The following is an 18,729-nucleotide window of genomic DNA, read 5'->3' as shown; positions in this document are numbered from 1 at the left end:
AATCGGCATTACTTTCCTGGAGATGCTCGACCACGTTCGTCACGCAGCCCAGCCGTCGTCCGGCGTGGTTTTCACGTCCGGAGTGGTGCGCCGCAGAATCGCGGTGCCGGGAATCGTGTATGCGCGGTCGTGGGTGCGTCACGGACCGGAGACCCCGATCGAAGTGACGTGATCTCAGGGACCTTTCCGGAGTTCGAGACGCATGTGCATGTGCATGACCGTCGCCTTGATCGGGAGATGAGAGCATGACCGTCAGCTATCTGGGGGCAGCCGCGGAAACGGCTGCCTTCGATGCCGCGATCGAGCACTTCTTCGCCGAGCGCAGAGCCGAGGCCGACCTGCTCGGCCAGGACTTCACGGCCGCGGTCGCCGAGCTGGAGAGCTTCGTCCTACGTGGTGGTAAGCGCGTCCGGCCGACCTTCGCCTGGCTCGGCTGGATCGGCGCCGGAGGCGACCGGGACGACCCGCTCGCCGCGTCGGTGCTGAACGCCTGCGCGGGCCTTGAGCTGCTCCACGCGTCAGCCCTGATCCATGACGACATCATCGACGCCTCCCGTACCCGCCGCGGGCACCCCGCCGCGCACGTGGCCTTCGCGGAGCGGCATCGGCTGCGGGGCCTGTCCGGTGACCCCGAAGCCTTCGGCACGGGCGCCGCCATCCTGGTCGGGGATCTGGCCCAGGTCTGGGCCGACGTGATGATCCGGGAGTCCGGTCTGCCGACGGACGCGCAGGACCGGGTCGCACCGGTCTGGTCCGCCGTGCGCGCGGAGGTCCTGTACGGCCAACTGCTCGACCTGAGCAATCAGGCGAGCGAGGACGAAGGCATCGACGCGGCCCTGCGCGTGAACCAGTACAAAACCGCCTCGTACACGGTGGAACGCCCGCTGCAGTTCGGCGCCGCGATCGCCGGCGCGGGACCTGGACTCGTCGGCGCCTACCGGGCGTTCGGCGCCGACATCGGGATCGCGTTCCAGCTGCGCGACGACCTGCTGGGCGTGTTCGGCGACCCGACGGTGACGGGCAAGCCGTCGGGCGAGGACCTCCGTGAAGGCAAGCGAACGGCTCTGCTCGCGATAGCACTCGACCGTGCCGATGACCGCGATCCGGCAGCGGCGAGATTCATCCGGTCGACGATCGGCACCCACCTCTCCGATGCCGAACTCGACGCCGTGCGCGCGGTGTTCGTCGACGTCGGAGCCGTGGACCACGTCGAGCGGCTGATCGCGCTCCGCACCGACCGCGCCCTGGCCGTGCTGGAGGCCAGTGACGTGACCGCACCCGTCAAGGGCCAGCTCGCCGAGATGGCGATCAAGGCGACGCAGCGGGACCGCTGATGGCGTCGACACACACGCGCACCCCCGATCACGCGAACTCCGCGGGTGACGCAGCCGACGGATGGGGCAGAGCCGGCGTCGGGCATGCCCACGGCAAGGCCATCCTGCTCGGGGAGCACGCCGTGGTGTACGGCGCTCCGGCCTTGGCCATTCCCGTTCCGCAGCTCACGGTCACGGCGAAGGCGACGCGCCACTCGTGTCCGGGTGACGGCGCGGACGAAGTGTCCTTCTCGATGAAGGGATCAGGCTCCGCGGGGCCGACGCCGCTCGCGACGGACGGCCTGCGGCGCCTGGTGGCGGAGTTCAAGGAGATGACCGGTGTCGCGGGCCGCATGTGCGTCGATGTGCTCATCGACTGCACGATCCCGCAAGGGCGTGGCCTCGGCTCCAGTGCCGCATGTGCCCGGGCGGCCGTGCTGGCGTTCGCGGACCTCTACGACCGCAGGCTCGACGCCAGGGCGGTGTTCGATCTCGTACAGGCCTCCGAGAAGGTGGCGCACGGCAGGGCGAGCGGCATCGACGCCCTGGCCACCGGCTCCACATCGACCCTGCTCTTCCGCGCCGGGGCCGCCCGCGAGCTTCCCCTTTCCCTGCCGGGCACTGCCCTGCCTCACCCGCCGCAACAGTCCGACGACAGCACCGCTACGGGCCAACGCCTCGCGTTCGACGGGGTGTTCGTCATCGCCGACAGTGGGGTCGGCGCCAGCACCAAGGACGCGGTCGAGCGGCTGCGGCGCACGTTCGAGCGCGACGCGGACGCACGGACGGACTTCGTGGACGGGGTGGCGGGTCTGACCGACGCGGCCGCGGACGACCTCGCGCACGGCCGATGCGGCGACTTCGGAGCCCGCATGACCGAGAACCACCGGCTGCTCCGTGGGGTCGGGCTCAGCACGGACCTCATCGACGCCCTGGTCGATGCCGCGATCGCCGCCGGCGGCCTGGGCGCCAAGATCAGTGGTGGTGGCCTCGGCGGCTGCATGATCGCGCTGGTCGAGGAGCCGCGCCGGGCTCAGGCGGTCGTACGGCGACTTCGCGAGACCGGCGCCATCCGGGCCTGGGTCGTGCCGACGGGGAGGTTCGCGAGCCATGACGACTGACCACGAACGGGTGCGGACGCAGAGCGGGCCGCCCGGGCAAAGGCCCCTCGACGGGGGCGCCGCCGCCGTCGCCCATCCGAACATCGCGCTGATCAAGTACTGGGGCAAGCGCGACGAGCGCCTCCTCATCCCCTACGTCGACAGCCTGTCGATGACCCTGGACATCTTCCCGACGACCACCACCGTCCGGCTCACCCCTGCGGCGCGGACCGACGACGTCCACCTCGACGGAACGCCCGCGCAGGGCGAACCGAGGCAACGTGTCATCGCCTTCCTGGAGTTGATACGGGAGCTGGCCGGGCGGACCGAAACCGCGTCCGTCGACACGCACAACACCGTCCCCACCGGGGCGGGCCTGGCCTCATCGGCGAGCGGATTCGCGGCCCTGGCCCTCGCGGGCGCCGCCGCCTACGGACTCGACCTCGATGCCACGGCGCTCTCCCGCCTGGCCCGACGCGGATCCGCTTCGGCGGCCCGGTCGATGTTCGGCGGCTTCGCCCTGTGCCACGCGGGCCAGGGTGAGGGCGCGGCCGCGGACCTCGCCTCCTACGCCGAGCCCGTCTCCGTCCCCGACTTCGACCCCGTACTCGTGATCGCCCTGGTCAACGCGGGCCCCAAGGCCGTGTCCAGCCGTGCGGCGATGCGACGCACCGTCGAGACCTCTCCGCTCTACCGGGCGTGGGCGATCTCGAGCAAGGCCGATCTGACCGACATGCGAGCGGCGCTGCGGCACCGCGACCTCGACGCGGTCGGAGAGATCGCCGAGCGCAACGCCCTGGGCATGCACGCGACGATGCTGGCCGCGCGGCCAGCCGTGCGCTACCTGTCACCGGCCACGCTGGCCGTGCTCGACGGCGTGCTCCAGTTGCGGGCCGACGGGGTGCCGGCCTACGCGACGATGGACGCCGGACCGAACGTCAAGATCCTTTGCCACCGTGCGGACGCGGCCCGTGTGGCGCAAGCGGTGTCCGACGCCGCGCCGGGATGTGCGACGGTCACCGCGGGACGCGGGCCGGGCGCCCGCCTGCTGGTGAGGGACGCACAGTGACGGGCCGGGGAACGATCAGCCGTCACGCCCCCGGCAAGCTGTTCATCGCCGGGGAGTACGCGGTCCTCGAGCCGGGCCGTCCGGCGATCCTGGTGGCGGTCGACCGGCAGGTCAGCGTCACCGTGTCGCAGGGCGAGGGCGCCGATGTCGTGATCGATTCCGACCTCTGCCCCGGCGAGACACAACTCGGGCGGGGAAACGGCGGGCTCGCCGGACTGGGCGCGGACGACGAACGGCAGGCGGTGGACAGCCTGGCCCATGTGGTGTCGGCGATCGACGTGGTCGAGGCACTGCTGGCCGAACGCGGGCTGAGCGCGCCCGCACTGCGCGTCGCGATCAGGAGCGGTCTGCACCACGACGGAACCAAGATCGGCCTGGGGTCGAGCGGCGCCGTGACGGTCGCCACGGTGGACGCCGTGGCCGCGTACTGCGGCCTGGAGTTGTCGCCCGACGCGCGCTTTCGGCTCGCCCTCCTGGCGACGGCGCGACACGCCCCACGCTCATCCGGCGGCGATCTCGCCGCGAGTGTCTGGGGCGGCTGGATCGCGTACCGGGCACCCGATCGGGCCGCCGTCCTTGACGTGGCGCGGCGCGAAGGCATCGAGCAGGCCCTCCGCGCGCCCTGGCCGGGCTTCGGGCTGTGCCGGCTGCCGCCGCCCCGCGGCCTCGCGCTGGAGGTGGGCTGGACCGGGCGGCCCGCGAGCACCGCGTCGCTCTCGGGACGCCTCAGGGCGCTCGACTGGTACGGCAGTGCGTCGCACCGGCGCTTCCTCGCGCGCAGCGGCGCCTGCGTGGGCGCGTCGATCCGCGCGCTCCGGCAGGGGGACGACGACGAGCTGTCGCGACAGGTGCGAGAGGCCCGCCGGGTGCTCGCGGAGCTGGACGACGAGATCGGCCTCGGCATCTTCACCGCCGAGCTGACGGCGCTGTGCGACGCGGCCGAAGCCGTCGGCGGCGCGGCCAAACCGTCGGGGGCAGGGGGCGGCGACTGCGGCATCGCGCTGCTGGACGCCACGGCGCAGACAGAGATTTCGCAACTGCGGGACGGGTGGGCCGCCGCCGGGGTGCTTCCCATGCCGATTCAGGTCCAGCCGACGAATCCGACGACAGGGAGCGCAGAATGATCGCGGATCGCAAGGACGACCACGTCCGGTTCGCAGCCGAGCAGCAACGCGACCTCGGTGGGTACAACCAGTTCGACGACGTGTCCTTCGTCCATCACGCCCTGGCCGGCATCGACCGGCCCGACGTCTCGCTCGCCACACGGTTCGGCGGCATCGACTGGACGGTTCCGCTCTACATCAACGCGATGACCGGCGGCAGCGTCAAGACCGGTGCCATCAACCGGGATCTGGCGATCGCCGCACGGGAGACCGGCGTCGCCATCGCCACGGGCTCCATGAGCGCGTGCTTCGCCGACGCGTCGATGGAGGGCACGTTCAGTGTGATGCGCCGTGAGAACCCGGACGGCTTCATCATGGCGAACGTCAACGCCAACGCCTCGGTCGAGAAGGCCCGACGAGCCGTCGGACTGCTGCGGGCGGACGCCCTGCAGATCCACCTCAACTCCATCCAGGAAACGGTGATGCCGGAGGGCGACAGGTCGTTCTCCTTCTGGGGCCCGCAGATCGAGGAGATCGTGGCCGCCGTCGACGTCCCGGTGATCGTCAAGGAGGTCGGCTTCGGGCTGAGCCGCAAGACCGTACTGCTGCTCCAGGAGATGGGCGTGCGCGCCGTGGACGTCGCCGGCCGCGGCGGCACCAACTTCGCGCGCATCGAGAACGACCGGCGCGAACGTGCCGACTACTCCTATCTCAACGGCTGGGGGCAGTCAGCTCCCGCCTGCCTGCTGGATGTCCACGGTTCGGGCATCCCCGTGCTGTCCTCCGGCGGAGTCCGCAACCCGCTCGACGTGGCGCGCGGTCTGGCCCTCGGCGCGTCCGCCACCGGAGTGTCCGGCCTGTTCCTCAAGACAGTGCTCGACGGCGGTGTGCCGGCGCTCATCTCGCAGATCTCCGCGTGGCTCGATCAGCTCGAAGCACTGATGACCGTACTGGGCGCGCGGACGCCCGCCGACCTGACCCGATGCGACGTGCTCGTCCGGGGTGAACTGCGGGCCTTCTGCGCCGACCGGGGCATCGAGACCCGGCGGCTCGCCACTCGCTCCAGTTCCTACGGCACCACTCACGAGACGATGGGAAGCACCCGATGAACGACACGCAGACCACGGCCGGCGTTCCCATGAGATGGGTCGGCCCCCTGAGGATCTCGGGAAACACCGCGACCACCGAGACAGAAGTGCCGCTCGCCACCTACGAGTCGCCGCTGTGGCCCTCCGTCCGCCGTGGCGCGAAGATCTCCATGATGGTCGAGCAGGGGATCACCGCCACGCTCGTCGACGACCGGATGACACGCTCGGTGTACGTCAAGGCCGAGGACGCACAGACCGCGTACATGGCCGCCCTGGAGATCGACGCGCGGCTCGACGAACTGCGCGACATCGTCCGCAAGTGCAGCAGATTCACCGAGCTGATCGGGTTCCGCCACGAGATAGCGGCCAACCTGCTGTTTCTCCGGTTCGAGTTCACCACCGGCGACGCCTCCGGACACAACATGGCCACGCTCGCCGCCGACGCACTCCTGACGCACATCCTGCACACCGTGCCGGGCATCAGGTACGGATCGATCTCGGGAAACTACTGCACCGACAAGAAAGCCACCGCGATCAACGGCATCCTCGGTCGCGGCAAGAACGTGGTCACGGAACTGATCGTCCCGCGCGACATCGTCCATGACGTGCTGCACACCTCGGCCGCCGCGATAGCCGAGTTGAACGTCCACAAGAACATGATCGGCACCGTGCTCGCCGGCGGTATCCGCTCGGCCAACGCCCACTACGCGAACATGCTGCTCGCCTTCTACCTCGCGACGGGCCAGGACGCGGCCAACATCGTCGAGGGTTCCCAGGGCATGACGGTGGCCGAGGACCGAGACGGCGACCTCTACTTCTCCTGCACCCTGCCGAACCTGATCGTCGGCACGGTCGGCAACGGCAAGGGGCTCGACTTCGTCGAGGAGAACCTGACCCGGCTGGGCTGCCGGAGCGCGCGCGAACCGGGCGACAACGCCCGCAGGCTCGCCGTCATCGGGGCGGCGACGGTGCTGTGCGGCGAACTCTCCCTCCTCGCGGCCCAGACGAATCCGGGCGAGTTGATGCGGGCCCATGTCCACCTGGAGCGCAAGCCCGCGACCACGAAGGCCGGAGGCCGCTGATGTCCGGGGAAACCGCCATAGGAATCCACGACCTTTCCTTCGCGACGACGCAGTACGTCCTGACGCACGCGACGCTGGCCGCCGAGACCGGCACCGACGTCGCCAAGTACCACGTGGGCATCGGTCAGCGTGCGATGAGCGTGCCCGCCGCCGACGAGGACATCGTGACCATGGCGGCGGCCGCCGCCGCGCCCGTCATCGCCCGGCACGGTGGCGACCGGATCCGGACGGTGGTCTTCGCGACGGAGACATCCGTCGATCAGTCCAAAGCCGCCGGGATCTACGTCCATTCGCTGCTGGGTCTGCCGTCGGCGACCCGGGTCGTCGAGCTCAAGCAGGCCTGCTACGGCGCGACGGCGGCCCTGCAGTTCGCCGTCGGACTGGTGCACCGCGACCCCTCGCAGCAGGTGCTGGTGATCGCCTCCGATGTCTCGCGGTATGAACTGGGCAGTCCCGGTGAGGCCACCCAGGGAGCGGCCGCGGTGGCCATGCTGGTCGGCGCCGACCCCGCCCTGGTGCGGATCGAGGACCCGTCGGGTGTCTTCACCGCGGACGTCATGGACTTCTGGCGGCCGAACTACCGCACCACCGCTCTGGTCGACGGGCAGGAGTCCATCTCCGCGTATCTGCAGGCGGTGGAGGGGGCGTGGAAGGACTACGCCGAGCAGGGCGGCCGCGGGCCGGCTGCCTTCAGGGCGTTCTGCTACCACCAGCCGTTCACGAAGATGGCCTTCAAGGCGCACAGGCACCTGCTCCACCACTGCGGGCACGACACCGACGAGAGCGAGATCACCCGTGCCCTCGGGCACACGACGACGTACAACGCCGACGTCGGCAACAGCTACACCGCGTCGACCTACCTCGGCCTCGCCGCGCTGCTCGACCACGCCGACGACCTGACCGGCGAGGCCATCGGCTTCCTCAGCTACGGGTCGGGCAGTGTCGCGGAGTTCTTCGCCGGCACCGTCGTCCCCGGGTACCGGGCGCACCTGCGAACCGAAGCGCACCGTGAGGCGATCGACCGGCGTCAGAACATCGATTACGCCAGGTATCGCGACCTGCACGAGCAGTCCTTCCCGGCCGACGGCCAGGACCATCTGGTGCCGAGGGAAACCACGGGGCCGTACCGGCTGGCCGGACTTCTGGGCCACAAGCGCATCTATGAGCCGCGCTAGCCGCACCAGCGCACCGATCCCGTCTCGTCAAAGACCGGGCCAGGCCCGGAAGTTGGAGGACAGATGTCTCAGACCACCGAGGTGGCGGAGCTCTATGCGGCCATCGAGGAAGCAGCGCGACAGCTGGACGTGCCCTGCTCGCCCGAGACGGTCCTGCCCGTCCTGACCGCGTACGGGGACGCGTTCACGCAGGAAGCCACCGTGGTCGCCTTCCGGGTGGCCACCGGCGTCCGCCACGTGGGGGAGCTCGACTGCCGCTTCACGACGCACCCCAAGGACCGCGATCCCTACGCGCTCGCCCTGTCGAAGGGACTCACCGCGCAGACGGAGCATCCGGCCGGCGCCCTGCTCTCGGAGCTCCAGGGGCGCTGCCCCATCGACAGCTACGGCATCGACTTCGGCGTCGTCGGAGGCTTCAAGAAGGTCTACGCGTTCTTCACTCCGGACGACCTCCAGGAGCTGTCCAAGATCGCCGACCTCCCCTCCATGCCACGCGCCCTGGCCGAGAACATGGATCTGTTCACCCGCCATGGCTTGAGCGACAGAGTCGGCGTGGTCGGCCTCGACTACCCGCACAGAACGGTGAACATCTACTTCAACGACGTGCCCGCCGCCTGCTTCGAACCGCAGACCATCGTGTCGATGCTCCGGGAGACCGGCATGGTCGAACCGAGCGAGCGGATGCTCAAGCTCAGCGAGCAGGCGTTCGGCCTCTACATCACCCTGAACTGGGACTCCTCAAGGATCGAACGGATCTGTTACGCCGTGACCACCACCGATCTGGACTCGCTTCCCGTGCGGATCGAGCCGCAGATAGAGCGGTTCGTGCGCAGCGTCCCGTACGGCGGCGCGGATCGTAAGTTCGTCTACGGCGTCGCCCTGTCCCCCGAAGGGGAGTACTACAAGATCGAGTCCCACTACAAGTGGCAGCCGGGAGCGATGGACTTCATCTGAGGCCGCGCCGGGTCCCCCCGCCCGCGTCAGCGGCTGCGGGGGGACACCAGCCCGGATTCGTAGGCCAGGACGACGAGTTGGGCGCGGTCGCGGGCCTGGAGCTTGTGCATCGCCCGGTTGATGTGGGTCTTCGCGGTCAGCGGGCTGATCACCATGCTGTCCGCGATCTCTTCGTTGGACAGGCCCTGCGCGACCAGGACGACGGCCTCGCGCTCACGGTTGGTCAGCTCGTCGAGGCCGGTGCCCGCCTCGGTGCCGAGCGGCTGCGCGACATAGCGGTTGATGAGCATCTTGGTGATCGAGGGCGCCAGCAGGGCGTCTCCGCGCGCGGCGACACGGACGGCGTGCAGGAGGTCCTCCGGCACGATGTCCTTGACGAGGAAACCGGCGGCGCCGGCACGCAGCGCGTTGAAGACGTTCTCGTCCAGGCCGTAGTTGGTCAGGATGACGACGTGCATCTGCGTCAGGACCGGGTCCGCGGCGACCTCCCGGGTCGTCTCGATGCCGTCCATGACGGGCATCGAGATGTCGACGAGGGCGAGGTCGGGCAGGTGCTCCCGGGCCAGGGCCAGACCCTCCTTGCCGTTGGCGGCCTCGGCCACCACCTCGATGTCGTCCTCGGCGTCGAGCAGCGCCCGGAAGCCGCTGCGCAGGAGCGGCTGGTCGTCGACAAGCAGTACACGGATCATGAAATCCTCGCCACGGGGAGCTCGGCCCGGACGGTGAAGCCGCCCTCGGTACGTGGTTCCGCGCGCAGTCGACCGCCGAGGGCGGTGACCCGCTCGCGCATCCCGAGCAGTCCGACGCCGGGCACCGGGGCGGTGCCCGGCTTGGCGTTGCCGTCGTCGTCGACCTGAATGGACAGGGCGTCGGGGAGGTAGTCGATGCGGACCGACGCGCTGGCGGCCGCCCCGTGGCGGGCGGTGTTGGTCAGCGACTCCTGGACGATCCGGTAGGCCGTGCGGTCCACCGCGTCCGGTACGTCATGCCGCTGGCCCTCGATCGTCAGCGTCGTCTTCAGACCGATCCCATGCGCGCGTTGCACCAGTTCAGGGAGGTGGTCGAGCCCGTGCGAGAGCGGCTGGACGGTGTCATCGCGCAGTGTCTCCAGCGTCGCCCGCAGCTCCCGGGTCGCCTCACGGCCGGCCACCTGGATCGCGAGAAGCGCCTCGGGCACCTGCTCGCCGCGCTTGCGGGCCAGATGGACGGCGACCTCGGACTGCACCTTGACGATGGAGATCTGGTGGGTGAGCGAATCGTGCAACTCCCGTGCGATGTGCAGTCGTTCCTCCGTCGCCCGCAGCCGCGCGGTCTCCTCGCGGGTGCGCTCGGCCTCGTCGGCCCGCCGCTCGGCCTGCCGCAGCGCCTCGCCCGCGGCGCCGGCCGCGACCAGCCAGGCGATCTCGAGGACGCTGCGGGCCTGGGCCAGCGCCTCGGCCGTCGCCTCGTCCGCCGGGGAGGCCAGGACGGCGAGCGGCAGAAGGATCAACAGGGCCACAGAGGTGAGCACGGTGAACAGACGGTGCCCGGCCCGCACGGCGGCGTACACCGCGAACAGGTAGGCCACGGCGGGCACTTCGAAGCCCGCCGCGTTGTAACCCGCCACGCACAGCCCCGTGACGACCAGGACGAGCAGGGGAGTTCGCCGACGGGCGATGAGTGCGAGGCCGCTGGCCACGACAAGTGCGTAGCCGAGTGAGTCGAGATCCGTGGCGGAGTGATCCTCGGCCAGCGCGGTGACGAGGAGTGTCGCCGTCACGCCGATCGCGATCACCCAGTCCTTGGTCTGGGCCCAGACTCTGGACAGTCCTGTGGTCATACGCGCACCTTAACCGGACCTTGTCCCGCAGGAGTCGCTCTCGCGGACGAACGATCCACTACCGCGCGCGCAGTAGCTTTGCGGCATCTACTGCTGCTGCGGCAAGAGCGCCTTGGTCCGGTCCCGTCGCCCCCACGCGACCATCGTGCTCAGCAGGAGCAGGATCACGGCCAGGAGCGAGAAGGCGTCGACGACGACATTCGTGATCACCGCTCCGACCATCAGGCCGACCAGCCCGAGCGCGGCGAGGCCGACCAGGCGCGGTACCAGGAGCCCGACGACCCCCAGAAGTTCGACGCAGCCGACGACGTACCTGAGCCATTGGCCGGCCCCGATCTGGTCGAAGGCCTCGACCATCGCCTCCGCGCCGGCGAGCTTCGCGGCGCCGGCGGCCAGGAACACCAGCACCAGCAGGGCCTGGCACACCCGCAGCGTGATGTCCGTGGCCCGGCCGGTCCCCTCGACCGTTGCTCTCCTGTTGCCGTTCATCAAAGCCTCCAGTTCTTTTCCAGCAGGGAGGCGAGCAGGTCGCCGAGGATCTGCGGGCCGTGTTGGGTGAGGATGGATTCGAGGTGGAACTGCACGGACTGAAATCCCGCGCCGCGCAGGGCGTGCACTTCGCCGGTACGGGGATTGCGGCTGATGTCGATGGGCTTGCGCTGCCCGGTCCCGGGAATGAAGTCGTGCTCGGTGCGGGCGGCATAGGTGTTGTAGAAGCCCACGAGCTCAGCGCGGTCGAACAGGTCGACCCGCTTCTGCACTCCTTGGTTGGGCACCGCGCGCCGCACGAGATCGAGACCGAGCTCGTGGGCGAGTATCTGGTGGGCCAGGCAGATGGACAGGAACGGCACGTCACCTTCGAGCAGGTCACGGGTGAGCGCGCGCAGCGTGTTCATGCGTGGGTCGGTGGTGTCGCGCGGGTCGCCGGGGCCGGGGCCGACGACGACGAGGTCGAAGCCCGCCGGGGGGAGCGGCTGGTCGAAGCGTGTGATCGTGGTGCGCAGGCCAAGGGCGCGCAGTTGATGGCCGAGCATCCCCGTGAAGGTGTCCTCGTTGTCGACGACCAGCACGTGCCGGCCCTCCAGCGCCGGGTCGGGTCGTCTGGCGTGCGGCCCGTCGAGCCAGAAGCGCGAGAGCGTGGTGTTGCGGGTGCGCAGTGCCCGGCGCACCAAGGGGTGGACGGTCGGCGACGGGTGTGCCGGCGTCAGGCCGGTGGAGGCGTCGCTGGTGTCGGAGCGTGTCCCGGTGAGGCCGAGCGCCTCGAGCATGCCCGCGGCCTTGGCCCGGGTCTCGGCCACCTCGGAACCCGGTCGGGAGTCGCGGACGAGGGAAGCGCCCACGCCCAGGCGCAGTTGGCCCTCGCCACCGATCTCGGCGGTGCGGATCATGATGGCCGAGTCGAGGGTGCGGCTGCCCGCAGCGTCGTGTCCCATCAGCGCGAGGACACCGCCGTAGTAACCGCGGCCCGTCGTCTCATGACGGCGGATGACCCGGAAGGCGTTCTCCAGGGGGCTGCCGGTGACGGTCGGGGCGAGCAGGGTCTCCCGCAGCACGTCGCGCACGTCGAGCTCGCTGTGCCCGGTCAGGACGTATTCGGAATGCGTCAGGCGCGCCATTTCCTTGAGGAACGGTCCGTGGACCTGCCCGCCGAACGTGCACATACGGGCCATCATTTTCAGTTCTTCGTCGACGACCATATAGAGCTCATTGGCCTCTTTGGGGTCGTTCAGGAAATCCAGAAGACCGGCAATGTCCGGGCCGGTCACAGGGTGTCGGTACGTTCCGCTGATGGGATTCATCGAGACGGTGCCGTCGGCGTCCCTGCTGACGTGCCGTTCGGGCGACGCGCCGATGAAGGTGCCCGCGCCGGTGTGGAACAGGAAGGTCCAGTACGACCCCAGTTCACCGGTCAGGAGCCGGCGGAAGATCGCGAGCTCCGTGGAGATCGAGTGGTCGTCGAGCCGCGCCGTGAAGGAGCGTCTGATGACGAAGTTCGATCCCGCTCCTTGCCCGATCTCGTCGCCCAGGACCCGCTCGACGATCGCCGCGTAGTCCTCGTCGCTGATGTCGAAGCCGGAGGCGGACACGTGCACGTCACGCGCGGGAAGGCCCAGCAAGGCCTCGCTGAGGGGGAGTTCGGTCTGCTCGTGTACGCGCATGGCGAGCAGCGGCGCGTGATCGTCGATGCAGTCGAAGCCGCGTTCGGTGATCTGCCGGTAGGGGACCGCCACGAGCAGATCGTGCCGTGAGTCGCCCGTCGGCTGGTCGGGCAGAGGCAGTTCGGCGAGGCTGCCGACTGCGCGGACCTCGCCGGTCAGCACCTCCACGAGTGCGTGTGGCGACGCGCCGGGCCGGTGCAGAAGGGCGAACGGACGCCCGTCGTCGCCGAGTCCGGCCAGCGCGTGCGGGGGACCGGCCGTGCTCGAATCCGTCCCGTACATTTCGCTCCCCTTTGCGTGAGATCAGATCACGCCCCTGGATACTGCGGCGGCAAAAAGCGTCGCACAATGACGTGATGCCGCCATCGCGTGTTTCCGGTAACGCACCACGCCATGGCGTGAATATCTGAAAGGAGCGCACTACTCACGCAGGTAGTGGGCGGGCAGGTGCGGCGCAATTACTGTCGTGGCATACCGGGTCGACGAGAGCGGTGAAAACGACTGTGGATGTGCTGGTCCAAAAATATGGCGGTACCTCTTTGCAGACGCTCGACCGCGTTCGCCACGCCGCCCTGCGCGTCGCCGAGGCGCGGCGTCGCGGATCGTCGGTCGCCGTGGTCGTCTCGGCGCGCGGCGGCAGGACGGATGATCTGCTGCGGCTCGCGGCGGACGTGGGCGCCGCGGCGCCGTCCCGGGAACTCGACCAACTCCTCGCGGTGGGCGAGTGCGAGTCGGCCGCGCTGATGGCACTGACCCTCAACGGGCTCGGCGTGCCGGCGGTGTCACTCACCGGGCGGCAAGCCGGGATACGTACCACCGAGCGGCACGGCGACGCGCTCATCGAGGGGATCGAGGCGGTGCGGGTGAGGGCTGCCACGGACGGCGGCGCGGTCGCCGTGGTCACCGGCTTCCAAGGGGTCGACCACGCCGGGGACGTCGCCACGCTCGGACGCGGCGGCTCCGACACCACCGCGGTGGCGCTGGCCGCCCAACTGGGCGCCTCGGCCTGCGAGATCTACACCGACGTGGACGGCGTCTTCAGCGCCGACCCACGCATCCTGCCCGCGGCTCGCTGCCTGCCCTGGGTCGATCCCGGCGTCATGGCGGAGATGGCGTTCGCGGGCGCACGCATTCTGCACACCCGCTGCATCGAACTGGCCGCAATGGAAGGGGTCGAAGTGCGCGTCCGCAACGCGTCAACGCAGGCACGGGGGACGACCGTTGCCGAACGGCAGGACGGCCGCCCGCTGGAGACACGGCGCGCGGTGGTGGCGGTCACCCACGACACCGACGTCGCCCGCGTCCTGGTGCACTGCCGCGACATCCGCCGGGACCTGGCCCCTGACGTGTTCGAGGTGCTGGCCGCCCAGGGAACGGTGGTGGATCTGGTCGCCAGGTCCGGGCCCCACGAGAGCGAGTTCCGCATGGGATTCACGATCCGCCGCAGCCAGGCGGACCCGGTGCGGGCCGCGCTGCACGAGCTGACGGACGCCTTCGGCGGAGGCGTGCACTTCGACGAGAACGTCGGCAAGGTCTCGGTGGTCGGGATGGGCCTGCTCAGCCGCCCGGAGTACACGGCCAGGCTCATGGCGGCCCTCGCCGCGGCCGGCATTCCCACGAGCTGGATGTCCACGTCCCAGATGCGGCTCTCGGTGATCGTGCCGCGCGAACGCACCGTCGACGCCGTCGAAACCCTCCATCGCGAGTTCCAGCTCGACCGGTCCCAGCCGACAGGCGGCATGTCCGTGAACTCCGGGCGTTCCGCCACCGTTTGAGAGAGGCAGGACACAGTGGTTGCTGTACACAACGCTACGTTCGCTCGCGACCTCCGCCTGCGACGCCTGTTCCGGCATGGCGACGGGCGCCTGCTCGTCGTGCCGCTCGATCACTCCGTCACCGACGGACCGCTGCCTCGCGGGGACCTGAACTCCCTGCTCGGCGAGCTGGCCGGCACCGGGGTCGATGCCGTGGTGCTGCACAAGGGCAGCCTGCGTCATGTCGATCACGGATGGTTCGGCGACATGTCGCTGATCATGCATCTGAACGCGAGCACGCGACACGCTCCCGATCCGGACGCGAAGTACTTGGTCGCTCACGTGGAAGAGGCCCTGCGTCTGGGCGCCGACGCGGTCAGCGTGCACGTCAACCTGGGATCGCACCAGGAGGCCCGGCAGGTCGCGGACCTGGCCGCCGTGGCGGGCGAGTGCGAGCGCTGGAACGTGCCGCTGCTGGCCATGGTGTACGCCCGCGGTCCGCAGATCAGTGACTCGCGGGCCCCGGAACTGGTCGCGCACGCCGCGTCGTTGGCGGCCGATCTCGGCGCGGACATCGTCAAGACCGACTACGCGGGCACCCCTGAGCGGATGGCGCAGGTGGTGGCCGCCTGCCCGATCCCCGTCATCGTGGCCGGCGGCCCCCGCTCGGCCGAGACCGACATCGTGCTGGCCCATGTGTCCGACGCGCTGCGGGGCGGTGCGTCCGGTGTGGCCATGGGCCGCAACGTCTTCCAGGCCGATCAGCCCGGCTGGATGGCCGCGTCGATCGCCCGGCTCGTGCACGAATCGAGGCGCCTGCCCGACCGGGACGGCGTCGACAACCGGCTCGCCCTTACGTCCTGACTCTCTTACCGCTCTCCAAGGAGATTTCTGTGAAGCTGTGCTGGCTGGACATCCGTAGCGCGAACGGTGCCAAGGAAGCCATCGTCGAGGAAGCCGTCCACCAACGGGTGGACGCCATCGTGGCGGCCGACCCGGCCGACCTGGAGACGCTTCCCCCGACGGTGAAGAAGGTCCTGTTCCCGCAGAACCAGGTGCTGCCGGAGAAGCTGGAACCCGCGGACCTGGTCATAGTCGACCCGGCCCGCCACGGGGAGCCCGCCGAGCTGGCGGTGCAGTACCCCGGTGTCGAGTTCGGCCGCTACGTGGAGATCACGGACGCCGCGAGCCTCGACGACGCCTGCCGTGCGGCGCGCCTGGACAAGTGGAGCCTCCTGTACTTCCGGGACCCCACCAAGATCCCGCTGGAGATCGTGCTGGCCGCCGCGGCCGGGGCGGACGGCAGCATCATCACGCAGGTGGCCGACGTCGAGGAGGGCGAGATCGTCTTCGGCGTTCTCGAGCACGGCTCCGACGGCGTGATGCTCGCTCCGCGCACGGTGGGAGAGGCCACCGAGCTGAAGGCCGCCGCCGTCAGCAAGGCCGCCGACCTGCCGCTGGTGGAGCTGGAGGTCACCGGCATCCGGCGCGTGGGCATGGGGGAGCGGGCGTGCGTCGACACCTGCACGAACTTCCGGCTCGACGAGGGCATCCTCGTCGGATCGCACTCCACCGGCATGATCCTGTGCTGCAGCGAGACCCACCCGCTGCCCTACATGCCGACGCGGCCGTTCCGCGTCAACGCCGGTGCGCTGCACTCGTACACCCTGTCGGCCGAGGGGCGCACCAACTACCTCAGTGAGCTCGTCTCCGGAGGCCGGGTGCTCGCCGTCGACGCGCAGGGCAAGTCACGGGTCGTCACCGTGGGCCGGGTGAAGATCGAGACCCGTCCGCTGCTGGCGATCGACCTGGTCGCGGCCTCGGGGGTGAAGGTCAACCTCATCGTCCAGGACGACTGGCACGTACGCGTGCTCGGTCCGGGCGGCACGGTCCTCAACGTCACGGACCTGACGGCGGGCACGAAGGTGCTCGGCCATCTGCCGGCCGAGCAGCGGCACGTCGGCTACCCGATCGACGAGTTCTGCATCGAGAAGTGAGTGACGGCCTCGACGCGCGGCGCGCGGAGCCCGCGATGACGACACAGCCTGTGCTGGATTTCCACGTACGACTGGTCCCCCGGCCGGGGGCCGGGGGACGGCTGCTGGCGGCCATGGACGACTGCGGCCTGGCGCGGGCCGTGGTGTGCGCGGGCGGCACGATCGACCTGGACCGCCTGTCCCGCCAGCTCGTCGAGGGCGGACATGTCGAGACCGACGCCGACAACGACGCCGTGCTGAAGACGTGCGCGGACTCCGACGGGCGCCTGGTGCCGTTCTTCTTCGCCAATCCGCACCGGTCCAGCGAGGAGTACCGCGCCCGGGCCGCCGAGTTCCGCGGCCTGGAGGTCTCACCCGCCGTGCACGGGGTCGGCCTTGCCGATCCCCGTGTCGACGAACTCGTCGGCGTGGCCGCCGAGTTCGGTCATCCGGTGTACGTGGTGTGCCTGAGCCGTCCCGGAGCGGAGGTGGCCGACCTGGTCGGCCTGGCCCGGCGCTTCCCGCGGTTGCGATTCGTGCTCGGGCACAGCGGCATCGGCAACATCGACTTCCACGCACTGACCCTGATCCGGGACGAGACCAACATTTTTCTGGAGACCTCGGGCGGCTACACGTGTGTGGCGCAGGCCGCCCTGACCCGCCTCGGCGCGGGGCGGGTGGTGTTCGGCTCCGAGTATCCGCTCCAGCACCCGACCGTGGAGCTGGCCAAGTTCCAGGCGCTGCGGCTACCGCCCGAGCAGTGGCGGCAGATCGCCTGGGACAACGCGCATCGACTCTTGGGAGAGGAAAAGCGGTGACTGACCCCCGTTCGAGCCTGCCTCAACTCGGCCAGTGGAACGGCCCGGAGGAGGTGCGGCGCCTGCAGGAGAAGCAACTGCCGCAGACCGTCGCCCGGGCCGCCCGCTCAGCCTTCTACCGCCGGCGCCTGAACGAGGCCGCCCTGCCCTCGACCCCCGCCGAGCTCGCCGCACTGCCGCTGACGACCAAGCAGGACCTGCGGGACAACTACCCCTTCGGCATGCTCGGCGTCCCGAAGGAACAGCTGGCGACGTATCACGAGTCGAGCGGGACCGCGGGCCACCCCACGCCCTCGTACTACACGGCGGACGACTGGGTCGACCTGGCCGAGCGCTTCGCCCGTAAATGGATCGGCATCTCGGGCGCGGACACCTTCCTGGTGCGCACGCCCTACGCGCTGCTCCTGACGGGCCATCTCGCGCACGCCGCGGGCCGGTTGCACGGAGCCACCGTGGTGCCCGGCGACAACCGCTCGCTGGCCATGCCGTACGCCCGCGTGGTCCGGGTCATGCACGATCTGGAGGTCTCGCTGACCTGGTCGGTGCCGACCGAGTGCCTCATCTGGGCCGCCGCCGCGAAGGCTGCCGGGCACCGGCCCGGCGCCGACTTCCCCGGCCTGCGGGCACTGTTCGTGGGCGGTGAACCGCTCACCGACGCCCGCCGCCGCCGCATCAGCCGGCTGTGGGGAGTGCCGGTGATCGAGGAGTACGGCTCCACGGAGACCGGCAGCCTCGCCGGAGAGTGCGAGCACGGCCGGATGCATCTGTGGGCCGACCGGGCACTGTTCGAGGTGTACGACCCGGACACCGGCTCCGTCAGCGCGGAGGGCGAAGGCGAGCTCGTGGTCACTCCGTTGTTCCGCGAGGCGATGCCCCTGCTGCGCTACAACCTCGAGGACAACGTGTCGGTCTCGTACGACGACTGTGCGTGCGGCTGGGGCCTGCCCACGGTCCAGGTGCTCGGACGGGCGGCGTTCGGCCACCGGGTCGGCGGCTCGACGATCACCCAGCACAAGCTGGAAGAGCTGGTCTTCTCCCTGCCGGACTCCTACGAGGTGCTGTTCTGGCGGGCGAAGGCGGAACCGTCGGCGTTGCGCATCGAGATCGAGGTGCCCGACGAGCATCGGGCCGCCGCCCAGGCGGAGTTGGCGGCTTCGGTGCGCGCCGTGCTCGGTGTCGACAGCGAGGTCATCGGCCTCGCCCCGGGAACGCTGATACCCCATGAGGCGCTGACCGCCATGCCGGACGTGGTCAAGCCGCGCAGCCTGTTCGGGCCCGACGAGGACTGGGGCAAAGCGCTCCTCTACTACTGAGGAGGA

Annotated in this window: 17 protein-coding genes; 13 read left to right on the top strand and 4 right to left on the bottom strand. The window is 70.0% G+C overall.

Translation table 11 applies throughout. From position 1 onward, the window contains the following. Positions 1 to 245: 245 nt before the first annotated feature. From ACWFRU_RS06535 to ACWFRU_RS06500, 8 genes are all read left to right on the top strand, one after another. On the top strand, positions 246 to 1,334 hold the full coding sequence (locus ACWFRU_RS06535; protein WP_453684986.1) for a polyprenyl synthetase family protein: 1,089 nt from the start codon (positions 246 to 248) through the stop codon (positions 1,332 to 1,334). Beyond that, the gene (gene mvk / locus ACWFRU_RS06530) at positions 1,334 to 2,434 is read left to right on the top strand and encodes a mevalonate kinase (RefSeq protein WP_453684985.1); all 1,101 of its coding nucleotides are present in this window, start codon (positions 1,334 to 1,336) and stop codon (positions 2,432 to 2,434) included. Before ACWFRU_RS06535 ends, mvk begins: the two co-directional genes overlap by 1 nt. After that, positions 2,424 to 3,482, top strand: coding sequence for a diphosphomevalonate decarboxylase (gene mvaD, locus ACWFRU_RS06525; RefSeq protein ID WP_453684984.1), 1,059 nt, complete (start codon positions 2,424 to 2,426; stop codon positions 3,480 to 3,482). The genes mvk and mvaD overlap by 11 nt, the downstream gene beginning before the upstream one ends. Next, positions 3,479 to 4,606, top strand: coding sequence for a phosphomevalonate kinase (locus ACWFRU_RS06520; protein WP_453684983.1), 1,128 nt, complete (start codon positions 3,479 to 3,481; stop codon positions 4,604 to 4,606). Before mvaD ends, ACWFRU_RS06520 begins: the two co-directional genes overlap by 4 nt. Beyond that, the gene (gene fni / locus ACWFRU_RS06515; RefSeq protein WP_453684982.1) at positions 4,603 to 5,694 is read left to right on the top strand and encodes a type 2 isopentenyl-diphosphate Delta-isomerase; all 1,092 of its coding nucleotides are present in this window, start codon (positions 4,603 to 4,605) and stop codon (positions 5,692 to 5,694) included. Before ACWFRU_RS06520 ends, fni begins: the two co-directional genes overlap by 4 nt. Further along, a complete protein-coding gene (locus tag ACWFRU_RS06510) occupies positions 5,691 to 6,755 on the top strand; it encodes a hydroxymethylglutaryl-CoA reductase (RefSeq protein WP_453684981.1) in 1,065 nt (354 codons plus the stop codon). Before fni ends, ACWFRU_RS06510 begins: the two co-directional genes overlap by 4 nt. Next, entirely contained in the window at positions 6,755 to 7,930 is a 1,176-nt protein-coding gene (locus ACWFRU_RS06505) for a hydroxymethylglutaryl-CoA synthase (protein ID WP_453684980.1), read from the top strand. The genes ACWFRU_RS06510 and ACWFRU_RS06505 overlap by 1 nt, the downstream gene beginning before the upstream one ends. A gap of 63 nt (positions 7,931 to 7,993) precedes the next feature. Further along, positions 7,994 to 8,884, top strand: a complete 891-nt coding sequence (locus ACWFRU_RS06500; RefSeq protein ID WP_453684979.1) for an aromatic prenyltransferase — start codon at positions 7,994 to 7,996, stop codon at positions 8,882 to 8,884. Positions 8,885 to 8,910: 26 nt separating this feature from the next. On the opposite strand, the gene ACWFRU_RS06495 is transcribed toward ACWFRU_RS06500, so the two are convergent. The 4 genes from ACWFRU_RS06495 to ACWFRU_RS06480 form a co-directional block, all read right to left on the bottom strand. Next, positions 8,911 to 9,573: a response regulator gene (locus ACWFRU_RS06495; protein WP_453684978.1), complete on the bottom strand. Its 663-nt coding sequence runs from the start codon at positions 9,571 to 9,573 to the stop codon at positions 8,911 to 8,913. Next, positions 9,570 to 10,703 carry a sensor histidine kinase gene (locus tag ACWFRU_RS06490; RefSeq protein ID WP_453684977.1) on the bottom strand — a complete coding sequence of 378 codons (1,134 nt, stop codon included), beginning with the start codon at positions 10,701 to 10,703 and terminating at the stop codon, positions 9,570 to 9,572. Before ACWFRU_RS06490 ends, ACWFRU_RS06495 begins: the two co-directional genes overlap by 4 nt. A gap of 87 nt (positions 10,704 to 10,790) precedes the next feature. Next, entirely contained in the window at positions 10,791 to 11,192 is a 402-nt protein-coding gene (locus tag ACWFRU_RS06485; protein ID WP_453684976.1) for a DoxX family protein, read from the bottom strand. Then, entirely contained in the window at positions 11,192 to 13,144 is a 1,953-nt protein-coding gene (locus ACWFRU_RS06480) for an anthranilate synthase family protein (RefSeq protein WP_453684975.1), read from the bottom strand. The genes ACWFRU_RS06485 and ACWFRU_RS06480 overlap by 1 nt, the downstream gene beginning before the upstream one ends. Positions 13,145 to 13,353: 209 nt before the next feature. On the opposite strand from ACWFRU_RS06480, the gene ACWFRU_RS06475 reads away from it, so the two are divergent. Genes ACWFRU_RS06475 through ACWFRU_RS06455 form a run of 5 tightly spaced genes read left to right on the top strand, consistent with a single transcriptional unit; the run spans position 13,354 to position 18,723 of the window. Next, a complete protein-coding gene (locus ACWFRU_RS06475) occupies positions 13,354 to 14,637 on the top strand; it encodes an aspartate kinase (RefSeq protein WP_453684974.1) in 1,284 nt (427 codons plus the stop codon). Between the two features lie 15 nt (positions 14,638 to 14,652). Continuing rightward, positions 14,653 to 15,480, top strand: a complete 828-nt coding sequence (locus ACWFRU_RS06470; protein WP_453684973.1) for a 2-amino-3,7-dideoxy-D-threo-hept-6-ulosonate synthase — start codon at positions 14,653 to 14,655, stop codon at positions 15,478 to 15,480. 29 nt (positions 15,481 to 15,509) lie between these two features. Further along, positions 15,510 to 16,613 (top strand): 3-dehydroquinate synthase II family protein, encoded by a 1,104-nt coding sequence (locus ACWFRU_RS06465; RefSeq protein ID WP_453684972.1) that lies wholly within the window; start codon positions 15,510 to 15,512, stop codon positions 16,611 to 16,613. A 35-nt stretch (positions 16,614 to 16,648) separates the two neighbouring features. Then, positions 16,649 to 17,410 (top strand): amidohydrolase family protein, encoded by a 762-nt coding sequence (locus ACWFRU_RS06460; protein WP_453684971.1) that lies wholly within the window; start codon positions 16,649 to 16,651, stop codon positions 17,408 to 17,410. After that, positions 17,407 to 18,723 (top strand): phenylacetate--CoA ligase family protein, encoded by a 1,317-nt coding sequence (locus tag ACWFRU_RS06455; RefSeq protein WP_453684970.1) that lies wholly within the window; start codon positions 17,407 to 17,409, stop codon positions 18,721 to 18,723. The genes ACWFRU_RS06460 and ACWFRU_RS06455 overlap by 4 nt, the downstream gene beginning before the upstream one ends. The last annotated feature ends 6 nt before the right edge of the window (positions 18,724 to 18,729 follow it).

The sequence above is a fragment of the Streptomyces sp. NPDC055099 genome, from assembly GCF_053607685.1.
This window is presented reverse-complemented; position numbering and strand designations above follow the sequence as displayed.

Coding starts and splice junctions, on each gene's coding strand:
- ACWFRU_RS06535 (WP_453684986.1), top strand. CDS start 246: ATGACCGTCAGCTATCTGGGGGCAGCCGCGGAAACGGCTGCCTTCGAT.
- mvk (WP_453684985.1), top strand. CDS start 1,334: ATGGCGTCGACACACACGCGCACCCCCGATCACGCGAACTCCGCGGGT.
- mvaD (WP_453684984.1), top strand. CDS start 2,424: ATGACGACTGACCACGAACGGGTGCGGACGCAGAGCGGGCCGCCCGGG.
- fni (WP_453684982.1), top strand. CDS start 4,603: ATGATCGCGGATCGCAAGGACGACCACGTCCGGTTCGCAGCCGAGCAG.
- ACWFRU_RS06510 (WP_453684981.1), top strand. CDS start 5,691: ATGAACGACACGCAGACCACGGCCGGCGTTCCCATGAGATGGGTCGGC.
- ACWFRU_RS06505 (WP_453684980.1), top strand. CDS start 6,755: ATGTCCGGGGAAACCGCCATAGGAATCCACGACCTTTCCTTCGCGACG.
- ACWFRU_RS06500 (WP_453684979.1), top strand. CDS start 7,994: ATGTCTCAGACCACCGAGGTGGCGGAGCTCTATGCGGCCATCGAGGAA.
- ACWFRU_RS06495 (WP_453684978.1), bottom strand. CDS start 9,573: ATGATCCGTGTACTGCTTGTCGACGACCAGCCGCTCCTGCGCAGCGGC.
- ACWFRU_RS06490 (WP_453684977.1), bottom strand. CDS start 10,703: ATGACCACAGGACTGTCCAGAGTCTGGGCCCAGACCAAGGACTGGGTG.
- ACWFRU_RS06485 (WP_453684976.1), bottom strand. CDS start 11,192: ATGAACGGCAACAGGAGAGCAACGGTCGAGGGGACCGGCCGGGCCACG.
- ACWFRU_RS06480 (WP_453684975.1), bottom strand. CDS start 13,144: ATGTACGGGACGGATTCGAGCACGGCCGGTCCCCCGCACGCGCTGGCC.
- ACWFRU_RS06460 (WP_453684971.1), top strand. CDS start 16,649: ATGACGACACAGCCTGTGCTGGATTTCCACGTACGACTGGTCCCCCGG.